Consider the following 12,538-nt stretch of genomic DNA (forward strand, 5'->3'; position numbering starts at 1 on the left):
TGCGGCGGCGGGTTACTTGACGGAGCCGGCGGTCAGACCGGAGACGACCTGGCGTTCGATGAAGGCGAAGAGGACCACCACCGGGAGGATGGCGACGATCGACCCGGCGAAGAGGTAGTTCCACTGGACGGTGTAGTTGCCGATGAAGTTGTTGATGCCGACGGTGAGCGGCTGGCTGTCGGGCACGGTGGAGAGCGTCAGGCCCATCACGAACTCGTTCCAGGCCGCGATGAAGGTGAAGATGACGGCCGTGACCACCCCGGGCAGTGCGAGCGGGAGCGTTACGCGGATCAGGGCCTGGAACCGGCTCAGCCCGTCGATCATCGCGGCCTCCTCCAGCGCCACGGGAATGGAGCCGATGTAGGCGCTGAGGATCCAGATCGCGAACGCCAGGTTGAAGGCGGCGTTGCAGAGCACCAGCGTCCAGACCGAGTTGAGCATGTCCAGCTGGTAGAACTCGCGGTAGAGGCCCACCAGTAGGGAGGTCGGCTGGAACATCTGGGTGACCAGGACGAGCAGCAGGAAGAGCTTGCGCCCGCGGAACTTCATCCGGGCCGTGTAGTAGGCGGCGGGCAGGGCCACCACCAGCACCAGCAGGGTGGAGCCGGTGGCGACCAGCAGGGTGACGCGGAGGTTGCCGCCGAGGCTGGACTCGCGCCAGACGTCGATGAAGTTGGACCAGGCGAAGTGCCTGGGCAGGAAGGTCGCGTCGCGCAGCTCGTCGGCCGGGCGCAGGGCGGTGATCACCATCTGCGCGTAGGGGAGGAGGAAGACGGCGGCCAGCAGCCAGGCGACGGCGGTGATCACCAGGGTGCGGGGGCTCAGGCGGCGGGGGTTCGGGCGGCGGGTGGCGGGCCGGGCCGTGGTGACCGGCCGGTGCCGGCCCTGCCGGGCCCGGGGCCGGTCGAGCGTCTGCTGGGTCATCAGTTGTCCTCCTCGTTCCAGCGGCTGACCTTGAGGAAGAGCAGCACCATGATGACGACCAGGGCGAAGTTGAGGACGGACATGGCCGCGCTCTCACCGATGTCGGTGTCCTTCAGCTGGTACATGAAGACTGTGGTGGTGGCGGTGTCGCTGCTGGGCCCGCCCTGCGTCATGCCCCAGATGACGGGGAAGGAGTTGAAGACGTTGATCAGGTTGATGACCACGCCGACGAGGAAGGCGGGGCGCAGCAGCGGCAGGGTGATCAGGCGGTAGGTGCGCCAGGTGCCCGCACCGTCGACCTCGGCCGCCTCGTAGAGCTCGGCAGGGACGGTCTGGAGACCGGCCAGCAGGGTGTAGGTGGTGAAGGGCAGGGAGACGAAGACCGCGACGAACATCATCCACGGCCAGGCGGTGGACGGGTCGCCGAGCCAGTCCTTCGGGTTGTCGATGACGCCGAGGTCGACCATGGCGGTGTTGAGGACGCCGGCGGTCTGGTTGAGCATCCACTTGAAGCCGATGGCGGTCATCAGGACGGAGGCCGCCCAGGGGGCGATCAGCGCCCAGCGGGTGAGCCGACGGCCGGGGAACTGCTGGTTGAACAGCTGGGCGAGGGCCAGCGAGGCGATCATCGTGACGCTGACGACGACGACCGTCCAGACGACGGTGGCGGTCAGGACGTGCCCGAGGTCGGCCTCGTCGAGGAGCTTGCGGTACTTGTCGAGGCCGGCCGAGCCACGGACGAAGCCGCTGGTGCTGATCCGCTGGAACGAGGTGTGGATCATCTCGTAGACCGGCCACAGCACGACGAGGACGATCAGCAGGACGGCCGGGCCGATCCACGGGAGCGGGCCGAGCCGATCGAGGCCGCGCGAGCGGGTGGCCTTGGTGCGGGAGGAGGTGAGGGACACCGGTGGTGCCTTCCGTACGGGTACGACGGCGTGGTGGGGGAGGAGGAGCGGGTGTTACTTGTTGGCGGCTGCGGCCTGGGCCTTCTTCTGGAGGTCGCCGAGGACCTTGGCGGGGTCGTCCTTGACGGCGCTGCCGCCGCTCTTCTTGATCTCGGCGGAGACAGCGTCCCAGCTGGTGTCGCCGAGGGGGTAGAAGGAGGCGCTGGGCAGGAGGGCGAAGAACGGGGCGAGGTCCTTGTGGGCGGGGTTGCCGGTCATGTCGCGGAGGGTGTCCTGGGTGACGGGCATCAGGTTGTAGAGCTCGTCGAACTTGAGGGTGTTCTCCTTGGAGTACGCGAAGTCGAGGAACTTCTTGACCTGTTCGCGGTGGCCGTTCTTCTTGAACGCCATGACCCAGTCGGCGACGCCGAGGGTGTTCTTGAGGGCGCCGGCCTTGCCGGGGATGGCGGTGACGCCGTAGTCGACCTTGCCGTCCTTGGACATCTGGATCAGTGAGGGGTGGCCGTTGAGCATGGCGGCCTTGCCGGCGGCGAAGTCCGCGAAGGCGGTCTTGCGGTCGGTGGTGGCGGGGTTGGGGTAGGTGAGGCCGGGGTCGACGAGGTTGGTCTTGAGCCAGTTGAAGGTGTCGGTGTTGGCCTGGCTGTCGAGGCTGTACTTGCCGTTGGCGTCGGTGAAGCCGCCGCCGTTGCCGAGCTCCCACATCATCGACTCGCCCTGGGCCTCCTCGGGGCCGAGCGGCAGTGCGTAGGGGGTGACGCCGGGGACCTTGGCCTTGATGAGTGCGGCGTCGGTCTTGACGTCGTCCCAGGTCTTGGGGGCGTCGGCGATGCCGGCCTGCGCGAAGATCGCCTTGTTGTAGAAGAACGCGCGGGCGGAGGAGACGAACGGGATGCCGTACTGGGTGCCGTCGACCTGGCCGGCCTTGGCGAAGGTGTTGATGAAGTTGGCCTGCACGCCGATCGACAGCACGTCACCGGCCTTGTAGAGCAGGTCGTCGGCGACCTTGTCGGCGTAGCCGCCGGTCTGCAGGATGTCCGGCTGGTTGCCGCTCTGGATCATCGTCTTGACCTGCTTGTCGATGTCATTCCAGTTCACGACCTGGACATCGACCTTGATGTTCGGGTTCGCCGCCTGGAAGGCCTGGGCGACACCGTCCCAGTACGCCTTCGAGCTGTTGGCCGCCTTGTCACCGTAATCGGCCGCGACCAGCTTCAGGGTCACCGGGCCGTCCGCGGAGGTGCTGCCACTGCCACCGCTGCTGCCGCAGGCGGTGAGCGAGAGCGCGCCGATCGTGCCGATCGACAGCAGAGTGATCATTCGCTTCTTCATGGCAAGGACCTCCTTGGACTCCCGGTCGACGCCGGAGAGTAGTGAGCGAAGATGCGCAAAGCTAGCAGGTTTGAATCAACTTCACGCATCAGTGTTCATCAGGCGCCCGCGCTGGTCCAGCCCTCGTTGCCAGACTGTTGTGAATGTGTGTGGAGGGCGGCCGCGCGGCGTTCAGCCGGTGGCCAGGTCGGCCCAGTGCGCGGCGCCGCCCGGCAGCGGGCGGTGGCCGTGGGTGGCGGCGACCATGGCCACGATGGTGTTGCCGCGGCCGCGCTCCTCCGGCGCGCAGCTGGAGGCCCAGGCGCCCTCCTGCGGGGCGGGGCCGCCGTCGTCGACCTCGATGTGGAGGGTGCCGCCGGGGAGGGGGCGCGAAAGGTGGAGGGCGACCGGCGGCAGAGCGTGCTCGACTGCGTTGGTGACGAGTTCGGACACGACGAGTACGGCCTGTTCCACGGTGTCGCCACCGACACCCCAGGCGCCGAGAGCCGCATGGGTCACGCGGCGGGCGACGCCGGCGGACTCGGGGCGGTGCGGCAGCCGCCAGACGTGGGAGACCTGGGCCTGGCGGGGGAGGATCGGGCCGGCGGATGCCTCGGCGAGCGGGGTGGCGATGGCGTACAAGAGGGCCTCCTCGAACTTCTCGGGGGAGGGGGCCGGTCTTCCTCGGCCTCGACCGTGTCCGATTCGTCCTTTCCATCAGGCCTTCCGGAGGCTCCCCGGCGGGCGCCCGGGGCATCACGGCGAGATAACGGAGCGCACCGGTCGTAGGTGGTGGGTAGGGGACACGTAGGTGAGGTGGGTACTGGGTGGTGGGTGCCGGCTGATGGGGGTCAGGCGTCGGCGAGGATCACGGAGCGCGTCAGGTTGCGCGGCCGGTCCGGGTCCAGGCCCTTGGCCGCCGCCAGCGCCACGGCGAGACGGTGGACGCGCACCAGCTCGGCCAGCGGGTCGAGCCCGCCCTCGATCCAGGCGGCGCCGGTCGCCTCCACCTGCTGGGCGAGGCCGCCCGGCGCGTCGCCGAGCATCCAGGTCACGGTGGAGGGGGCGGCGATGCTGATGGGGCCGTGGCGGTACTCCATCGCCGGGTACGCCTCGGCCCAGGCGAGAGTGGCCTCGCGCATCTTCAGGGCGGCTTCGTTGGCCAGGCCGACCGTCCAGCCGAGGCCCAGGAAGGTGAACTGCGAGGAGGTGACCAGGCCTTCGGGCAGCGGCTCCTTCAGCGCGCGGTGCGCGTCCCGTTCCACGGACGCGGTGTGCAGGCCCAGGTGCGCGCGCAGGAAGGTGAGCGCCGTGGTGGCGAACCGGGTCTGGACGACGGACTGCTCGTCGGCGAAGGCCAGGACGGCGACGTCGTCGGCCGCCGACATCACGGGTGTGTTCGGGTCCGCCGTGATGGCGGCGGTCCGGACCTTGCCGCGCAGCCTTTCGAGCAGGTCCAGCACCTCGGTCGTGGTCCCCGACCTGGTCAGCCCGATCACGCGGTCGTAGGAGCGGACGCCGGGGAACTCGGATGCGGCGAAGGCGTCCGTCACCCCCTGCCCGCTCGACTCGCGCAGCGAGGCGTACGCCTGACCCATGAAGTACGAGGTCCCGCACCCGACGATGGCGACCCGCTCGCCTGTCTGGGGCAGGGCGCTGTGCCCGGCTGTGGCGAGTTCCGCCGCCCGGCCCCAGCACTCCGGCTGGCTGGCGATCTCTGTCTCCACGTGCGTCGTCTCTACGTGCGTCATTCGCTCGTCCCTCTCATGATCACATGATGAAAGCTGATCTGTATGACGCATATTCAAGCATCTTTGCGCAGTCAACAACAGTATGTTGCAACGGTTGCTGCGGCCGGGCATGACTTCGGCGGTGACCGAGGGGCTGCCTCGGTCACCGCCGACATGGGTCCTGGCGTGCAGGTGTACCTGCGAAGGGTCAGACGCAGATCACGTCCATGCCCTGGGCGACGAGCTGCTCGACGATCTCCTCCGGGGCTCCCTTGTCCGTGATCAGCACCGCGATCTCGTGGATCGCGCAGACCTGGGCGAAGGCGCGACGGCCGATCTTGGTGGAGTCCGCCACCACGATCACCCTGTCCGCCCGCTCGGCGATCGCGCGGTTCGCGCTGGCCTCGCCCTCGTCGTGGGTGGCTGCGCCGGACTTGGGGTCGACGGCGTTCACGCCGAGGATCGCGTAGTCGAGCGAGATCCCCTGGAGCACCATGGTGGCCAACGGGCCGGTAAGTTCGTAGGAGTTCGGGCGGGCCACGCCGCCGGTCACCACGGTCTTCACGTACGGCCGCACCGCCAACTCGTTGGCGATGTTGATCGCGTTGGTGACGATGGTCAGGGCCGTGCCGCCGCTGTGCTGGGCGAGGTCGGCGCGGGTCGCGAGCTCGCGGGCGACTTCCGAGGTGGTGGTCCCGCCGTTGAGGCCGACCACCGCCCCCGGCGGGATCATCGCGGCGGCGGCCCTGGCGATCCGGTGCTTCTCGTCGGCCTGGCGCGCGGTCTTGTAGCGAAGGGGCAGGTCGTAGGCGACACCGCTCAGTACGGCGCCGCCGCGGGTGCGCACCAGCAGCTGCTGGCTTGCGAGTTCGTCCATGTCGCGCCGGACGGTCGCGGAGGAGACCTTCAGCAGCTCGGCGGCCTCGCCCACCTCGATCCGGCCCTGATCGCCCAGGATCTCGAGCAGTCGTGTCCACCTCTCGTGCGTCCCCATGGCCACTCCTCACGTCTCTGTCGGTGCTGAAGAGTACCGCTCGGTAGATGTTGACCGATGACGGAACAAGCACCAAAGTGTCCAGGAAGCTGCAGCTTGAAGCATCAGACTTCACCTGCAAGCCTGCCAAGGGGGGCGAGCCGGACTCCGTCCGGAGAACCCCGAGGGCCGCGCCATGACGATCACCCCCTCTCTTCCCGCTGTCCGCACCGCCGCGCTGCCCGCGTCCGGCGGGGTGCCGGTGCGGCGCGCCGAAGCGGCCATGCCCGCGAAGGCGGCGTACGTCCGAGAGGCCCGGCACTTCGTCGAACGCCTTCTCGCGCTCTGGGGTGTCGCCGAGGCCGACCGGGATTCGGCGGTGCTCGTCGTCGGCGAACTCGCCGCCAACGCCGCTGTGCACGGGCGGCACACCATGACGGTCGGGCTCGCCCTCGACGGCCCGGTCCTGCGGATAGTGGTGGCCGACCACGGGGATCCCGCACTCCCGGCTTCCGGCGCGGGCGACGGCCGGGCCGAGGAGGAGTGCGGCCGTGGGCTCGCCATCGTGGACTGCCTCGCCGCCTCGGTACAGATCCGGCAGGGGCCGTGGGGTCGTGAAGTCCGAGTGGCCATGGGCATCGAGTCCGCGTGAGGCTACGGCTCCCAACCTCTTGACTCCGTCCGGTCAAGCTGGCACGGTTTGCGCAAATCTGCATTGATAGCGGCTCTATCAAGCAGTTTTAAACACCCCCACACTCTGTTCGGAGCCCCTATGAGACTGCACCGACGGCTGGCCGGGCTCGTGTCCGCCACCGCTCTGGCCGCCGCTGGAATGACAGTGGCGGCATCCCCTGGCCTCCCGGACAGGCGCCTCCGCCACCGCCGGTGTCGATAACAGCGCCGACGGCAAGCAGAGGTGGACCTACAACCGGCAGGGCCAGCTCCGCCAGGACAGCGGCGCCTGCATCGACATCACCGGCAGCAACTTCGCCGACCCCAACGCCGTCGTCGACACCTACGCCTGCGGCACCCACCAACCCAACCAGACCTGGACCGCCCCCTTCGACACCCCGCCCGCTCCGTAGCACCTCCGCACCGACGCACTGCCTGCCGAATTCCCCATCTGACGAGGAGTCATCCATGAAGCGTCGTGACCTGCTCAGAGCGGGCGCTCTGGCGTCCGGGTTCGCCCTGCTGCCGCTGAGCGTGCGCAACGCCCTGGCGTTGGACGCGCCGACCGGCGATCTCGGAACCATCGAACACGTCGTCATCTTCATGCAGGAGAACCGGTCGTTCGACCACTACTACGGCACCCTGCGTGGGGTCCGGGGCTTCAACGACCCGGCGGCCGTCAAGCTGCCGAACGGCGACCCGGTCTTCAAGCAGCCGAACGGCTCCGGGTACGTGCTGCCATTCCGGGTCGACGACCAGTTCCTCTCCGGCACCGCCCACGACTGGACCTCCGGCCACGCCGCCTGGAACGGCGGCCGCAGCGACCAGTGGGTGCCGAAGAAGGGCACCCAGACGATGGCCCACTTCGACCGCTCCGCCCTGCCCTTCTACCACGCGCTCGCCGACGCCTTCACGATCTGCGACGCCTACCACTGCTCGGAGTTGGGGCCCACCAACCCCAACCGGCTGTACCTGTGGTCCGGCAAGCTCGGCTACGAGCCCGGCAGCACCACCGTCCGCGCGATCGGCAACGACGCGTGGGGCAACCCCAGCCACCCGGGCTACACCTGGACGAGCTACGCGGAGCGCCTGGAGGGCGCGGGCCGCAGCTGGAAGGTCTACCAGGAGTGGGACAACTACGGCGACAACAGCCTCGACTTCTTCACCTCCTTCCTCGCTGTGGGCAACAAGGCACTGGCCTACGCCCGGGACGACAAGGGCAACCCCTTCCCGAAGCTGGAGTACTTCTACTACGCGGTGCAGGCGGCCACCGCCGCCCGCCAGACGCAGCTGCTCGGTCAGCTGAACCAGGGCCTGGCCACCCTCAGCGCGGCCGAACGCAGCCTCTACGACCGGGGCCTGGCCCGCGTGCAGCCCGGTCAGCTCGCCACCACCTTCCGCGCCGACGTCGCCGCCGGCAAGCTCCCGGCCGTGACCTGGATCGTGGCTCCCGAGAACCAGTCCGAACACCCGGACTGGGGACCGAACACCGGGGCCGACCTCGTCAAGCAGGTCCTGGACACGCTGGCCTCCAACACGGCGGTGTGGAACAAGACCCTCTTCCTGCTGAACTACGACGAGAACGACGGCTTCTTCGACCACATGCCGCCGCCCGCCCCGCCGGTCAGCGCCGCCGACGGCCTCTCCACGGCGGCCACCACCGAGGACGTCTACCAGAACGAGATGATCGGCCTGGGCATGCGCGTGCCGCTGCTGGTGGTCTCCCCCTGGAGCCGGGGCGGCAAGGTCTGTTCCCAGGTGTTCGACCACACCTCCGTCCTGCAGTTCCTGGAGAAGTGGACCGGCGTCGCCGAGCCGAACATCTCGCCCTGGCGCCGCGCGGTGTGCGGGGACCTGACCGCCGCGCTGGACACCACCACGGCGAACGTCAGTTACCCCACCCTGCCGCCGCCCGTGCTCACCGGTGGCCCGCGAAGCACCAACCCCGCCCCGCCGACGGTCCAGACCATGCCGGTCCAGGAGCCCGGCACCCGCCCGGCCCGCCCGCTTCCGTACGACCTGGCCGTCTCCGGCAGCGTCACCGCGGGCTCCTTCGGCCTCACCTTCGCCAGCAACGGCAGTGCCGGAGCGCACTTCTACGTCTACGCCAACGCCTTCCGCACCGACGGCCCCTGGCGGTACACCGTCGAGTCGGGCAAGACCCTCGGCGACACCTGGCAGGGCGGTACCCCCACCGGCGCCTACGACCTGACCGCGATCGGCCCCAACGGCTTCGTCCGCCGCTTCACCGGCAACCGCGTCACGGCCACCACCTCCGGCAACGCCAACCCCGAGGTCACCCTGCGCCACGACCCCGCCGCCAACCGGGTCTGGCTCGACATGCGCAACACCGGCACCGCCGCGTGCACCCTCACCGTCCGCCCCAACAACCGTGGCGACGGCCCCTGGACCTACCCGCTCGCCCCCGGCGGCACCGCGAGCGACTACTTCTCCACCGCCTACGGCCTCGGCGGCTGGTACGACCTGACGGCCACCGCGGACACCCGCGACGGCTTCCTGCGCCGCTTCGCCGGGCACCTGGAGAACGGCTCCGAGAGCATCAGCGACCCCGTCATGGGCTCCGGTCAACTCGCCGTCACCGTCAAGTACTTCGACAGTCAGGAGATAACCGCCGAGAACGGGGCCGCCGTCAACGCCGTCGACGGCAACCCCGGCACCATCTGGCACACCAGGTGGTCGACCGGGACGGACGCGCTCCCGCACGAGATCCAGCTCGACCTGGGCGGCCTCCGGACCGTCACCGGCCTGTCGTACCTCCCCCGGCAGGACGGCGGCCTCAACGGCCGGATCGGCCAGTACGAGCTGTACCTCAGCACCGACGGCACCACCTGGGGCACACCGGTCGCCACCGGCACCTTCGCCGACACGGCAGCGCGCCAGACCACCCGGTGCTGGCCCACCACGGCCCGCTACCTGCGCCTGCGGGCCCTGACCGAAGCCGGCAACCGGGGCCCCTGGACCAGCGCGGCCGAACTCGCCCCCCTCGGCTTCGCCAACAGCTGACCCTGCCCCTCCCGCAGAGGCGGCCCCGCGCGGGGGCCGCCTCTGCTTTGCCATGTGCCGATACCTGTACGGAAATCCTGCGCGATAATGCTCATTCATGCCTCAACTAGCCATTGAGCGCGCAGAAATGGACTGCTAGGGTCCTCAAGAGTCACGCTAGGTGCGCCTGTTGTCCCGGATTGTGCCTTGTCATGCCCGAGGCATCCGGGTGACGGTCGCACCGGCTGCGCGACCGTCACTCACCCCTCATCAGTTGGGCGGCAGCATGAGAAGGACCCCGCGCATCGCCGGGTCGCGCCTTTGGCGCGCCCGTAGCTCCGCCGTCACCGCAGTCGCTGCGGTGCTCTGTGCCCTGATCGCCGGACAGCCCGCCGCACACGCGGCGACACCGTCGGCCGGCACCCTCTCCCTGACCGGCAACCGGTCACTGACCTGGCAGGGCCAGACCTACGCCGCCGGCTCGGTCGCCGATCCGGCGCACTGCCCCACCCAGGCGAACGACCCGCAGGGCCTCACCTGCGACCACTTCGATCTCACCGTCGACGTCCCGGCCGACTACTGGCAGGACAACCCCGACGGCGGAGTGCCGGTATCCATCAACTGGCCCGACCCGTCGAACGACTTCGACCTCTACATCTACGACAGCACCGGCCACGAGGTCGCCGAGAGCGCCGGCTCCACCGACCCCGAGGCGACCGTCATCCCGAACGCCTCCGGCACCTACCACGTGCTGGTCGTGCCGTACGCGGTCACCAACTCCGGCTACACCGCCACCGCCCAGATCCCCGAGACCAGCACGGTGGGCAACGCCACCGCGATCTCCCGCTCCGGGAACGGCTACCTCATCGAGGCCGGCGCCGCACGCGCCCGGGTCGACTTCACCTCGCAGGACGTCTTCCGGCTCCAGCTCGCACCCGACGGGACCTTCACCGACCCGGCCGGGCGCGAGATCATCCATGACGCACCGTCAACCATCGCGGACGTCAGGGAGTTCGACGCCGGCGACTACTTCGCCATCGCCTCCAAGAGCCTGGTGCTGCGCGCCTACAAGACCCCGCTGCGCTTCGCGCTCTACACCGCGGACAACCGCACCGCCGTCTGGCAGGAGACCAGGGGGCTGACCTGGACGCAGGACGCCATGTCGCAGTCGCTGCAGCGCGGCCCGCAGGAGCAGTTCTTCGGCGCCGGTGAACAGAACGGCAGCTTCTCGCACCGTGACAAGACCGTCCACGTCGCCAACAGCTTCAACTGGAACGAGGGCGGCTACAACAACTCCCAGCCGTTCTACCTCTCCACCGCGGGCTACGGCGTGCTGCGCAACACCTTCGCACCCGGCGTCTACAACTTCGGTGCTCCGGTGCACACTTCCGCACAGGAGCGGCGCTTCGACGGCTACTACTTCTACGGTGACCTCAAGAAGGTCATCGGCCAGTACACCGGCCTCGTCGGCAAGCCCTTCATGCCGCCCGTCTACGGCCTGGAGCCCGGTGACTCCGACTGCTACCTGCACAACGCCAACCGGGGCGAGCGGCACACCGCCGACTCGCTGAAGGTCGCCGACAACTACACCGCCAACCAGACGCCGCTCGGCTGGATGCTGGTCAACGACGGCTACGGCTGCGGCTACGAGGACCTCCAGCAGACCGGCCAGGCCCTGCGGAACCACAACATGCAGCTGGGCCTGTGGACTTCGACCGGCCTGCCGAACCAGGACGAGGAGGTCAAGGCAGGCGTGCGGGTGCGCAAGCTGGACGTCGGCTGGGTCGGCCCCGGCTACCAGTTCGCGCTCGACGCCTGCGACCAGGCCAAGGCGGGCATCGAGAACAACAGCGACGCCCGCAGCTTCGTCTGGCTGCCGGTCTCCTGGGCCGGTGCCCAGCGCTGCGGCGTGCTCTGGAGCGGTGACCAGACCGGTACCTACGACTACGTCCGCTGGCAGATCCCCACCTACGCCGGGTCGACCATGTCCGGCATCGCCTACAACACCGGGGACGTCGGCGGGATCTTCGGCAGCGACCCCAAGGTGGAGACCCGCGACCTGGAGGCGAAGACCTTCATCCCGACCATCATGACGATGGACGGCTGGGCCAAGAGCGACAAGCAGCCGTGGGCCTCCGGCGAGCCGTACACCTCGGTCAACAACCGCTACCTGCAGCTCAAGGAGCGCCTGCTGCCCTACCTCTACACGCTGGCGGCGCAGGCCCACAAGGACGGCGTCGGCGCCGTCCGGCCGCTGGTGCTGGAGTACCCGGACGACCCCAACACCTGGGGTGACGCGGCCAAGTACGAGTTCCTCAGCGGCAGCGACTTCCTGGTCGCCCCGGTCTACGACAACTCCGAGACCCGCAACGGCATCTACCTGCCCAAGGGCACCTGGGTGGACTACTGGACGGGCAAGACCTACCAGGGCCCGACCACCGTCAACGGCTACCACGCCCCGCTGGACACCCTGCCGCTCTTCGTGAAGGCGGGCGCCATCGTGCCGATGTGGCCCAAGGGCACGCTCTCCTGGCAGACTCGGGACACCGCCCGGCTGGACTACGACATCTACGCCCAGGGGCAGCACGACTACACCCTCTACGAGGACGACGGCACCACCCGCGCCTACCAGCAGGGGGCCAGCGCCACCCAGCAGGTCTCCGTCCGGTCCGTGGGCCAGGGCCACGGCGCGACCTTCGTGACGGTCGGCCCGAGCGTCGGCAGCTACACCGGGAAGCCGGCGGCGCGGTCGTACGAGTTCACCGTGCACGTCGGCGCGGCTCCGGCCACGGTGCTGCTGAACCAGCGGCCGCTGAGCGGCTACGCCTCCCAGGCGCAGCTGGACGCGGCGTCGGCGGGCTGGAGCTACGACGCCGCCGCGGGCGTCGTGCACGTCAAGACCGCGCAACTGCCGACCGCGAGCGGCTTCTCGATGCTGCTGGCCGGCGCCGGAGGCATCTCGGGCTGACCTGACGTCTCTGCTCGGCGGGCGGCCGCACCGGGATTCCGGTGCGGCCGCC

General features: G+C 69.3%; 10 protein-coding genes. 4 read left to right on the plus strand and 6 right to left on the minus strand.

All coding sequences use genetic code 11. The annotated features are described in order from the left end of the window. Positions 1-12 precede the first annotated feature (12 nt). The 6 genes from ACR68M_RS32580 to ACR68M_RS32605 all read right to left on the minus strand — a co-directional run bounded on the left by ACR68M_RS32580 (position 13) and on the right by ACR68M_RS32605 (position 5,864). A complete protein-coding gene (locus tag ACR68M_RS32580; RefSeq protein WP_441247744.1) occupies positions 13-924 on the minus strand; it encodes a carbohydrate ABC transporter permease in 912 nt (303 codons plus the stop codon). Then, positions 924-1,832: a carbohydrate ABC transporter permease gene (locus ACR68M_RS32585; RefSeq protein ID WP_441247745.1), complete on the minus strand. Its 909-nt coding sequence runs from the start codon at positions 1,830-1,832 to the stop codon at positions 924-926. Before ACR68M_RS32585 ends, ACR68M_RS32580 begins: the two co-directional genes overlap by 1 nt. Before the next feature lie 54 nt (positions 1,833-1,886). Beyond that, positions 1,887-3,161 carry an extracellular solute-binding protein gene (locus ACR68M_RS32590; protein ID WP_441247746.1) on the minus strand — a complete coding sequence of 425 codons (1,275 nt, stop codon included), beginning with the start codon at positions 3,159-3,161 and terminating at the stop codon, positions 1,887-1,889. A 171-nt stretch (positions 3,162-3,332) separates the two neighbouring features. Further along, on the minus strand, positions 3,333-3,782 hold the full coding sequence (locus ACR68M_RS32595; protein WP_441247747.1) for an ATP-binding protein: 450 nt from the start codon (positions 3,780-3,782) through the stop codon (positions 3,333-3,335). A gap of 209 nt (positions 3,783-3,991) precedes the next feature. Then, entirely contained in the window at positions 3,992-4,891 is a 900-nt protein-coding gene (locus ACR68M_RS32600; RefSeq protein ID WP_441247748.1) for an SIS domain-containing protein, read from the minus strand. Positions 4,892-5,078: 187 nt separating this feature from the next. Further along, positions 5,079-5,864 carry a DeoR/GlpR family DNA-binding transcription regulator gene (locus ACR68M_RS32605; RefSeq protein WP_441247749.1) on the minus strand — a complete coding sequence of 262 codons (786 nt, stop codon included), beginning with the start codon at positions 5,862-5,864 and terminating at the stop codon, positions 5,079-5,081. A gap of 175 nt (positions 5,865-6,039) precedes the next feature. On the opposite strand from ACR68M_RS32605, the gene ACR68M_RS32610 reads away from it, so the two are divergent. From ACR68M_RS32610 to ACR68M_RS32625, 4 genes are all read left to right on the plus strand, one after another. Next, on the plus strand, positions 6,040-6,495 hold the full coding sequence (locus ACR68M_RS32610) for an ATP-binding protein (RefSeq protein ID WP_441247750.1): 456 nt from the start codon (positions 6,040-6,042) through the stop codon (positions 6,493-6,495). Positions 6,496-6,694: 199 nt separating this feature from the next. Further along, positions 6,695-6,928, plus strand: coding sequence for a ricin-type beta-trefoil lectin domain protein (locus ACR68M_RS32615; RefSeq protein WP_441251780.1), 234 nt, complete (start codon positions 6,695-6,697; stop codon positions 6,926-6,928). 55 nt (positions 6,929-6,983) lie between these two features. Then, entirely contained in the window at positions 6,984-9,539 is a 2,556-nt protein-coding gene (locus tag ACR68M_RS32620; RefSeq protein ID WP_441247751.1) for a phosphocholine-specific phospholipase C, read from the plus strand. 265 nt (positions 9,540-9,804) lie between these two features. Continuing rightward, positions 9,805-12,486 carry a TIM-barrel domain-containing protein gene (locus ACR68M_RS32625; RefSeq protein ID WP_441247752.1) on the plus strand — a complete coding sequence of 894 codons (2,682 nt, stop codon included), beginning with the start codon at positions 9,805-9,807 and terminating at the stop codon, positions 12,484-12,486. The last annotated feature ends 52 nt before the right edge of the window (positions 12,487-12,538 follow it).

Origin of the sequence: Kitasatospora sp. McL0602 (assembly GCF_052076145.1) — a bacterium.
Taxonomy (GTDB): Bacteria; Actinomycetota; Actinomycetes; order Streptomycetales; family Streptomycetaceae; genus Kitasatospora.

Bases quoted from the DNA above. Each gene is read 5' to 3' on its own strand.
- ACR68M_RS32625 (WP_441247752.1), top strand. From the start codon at position 9,805: ATGAGAAGGACCCCGCGCATCGCCGGGTCGCGCCTTTGGCGCGCCCGT.
- ACR68M_RS32610 (WP_441247750.1), top strand. From the start codon at position 6,040: ATGACGATCACCCCCTCTCTTCCCGCTGTCCGCACCGCCGCGCTGCCC.
- ACR68M_RS32620 (WP_441247751.1), top strand. From the start codon at position 6,984: ATGAAGCGTCGTGACCTGCTCAGAGCGGGCGCTCTGGCGTCCGGGTTC.
- ACR68M_RS32605 (WP_441247749.1), bottom strand. From the start codon at position 5,864: ATGGGGACGCACGAGAGGTGGACACGACTGCTCGAGATCCTGGGCGAT.
- ACR68M_RS32590 (WP_441247746.1), bottom strand. From the start codon at position 3,161: ATGAAGAAGCGAATGATCACTCTGCTGTCGATCGGCACGATCGGCGCG.
- ACR68M_RS32580 (WP_441247744.1), bottom strand. From the start codon at position 924: ATGACCCAGCAGACGCTCGACCGGCCCCGGGCCCGGCAGGGCCGGCAC.
- ACR68M_RS32600 (WP_441247748.1), bottom strand. From the start codon at position 4,891: ATGACGCACGTAGAGACGACGCACGTGGAGACAGAGATCGCCAGCCAG.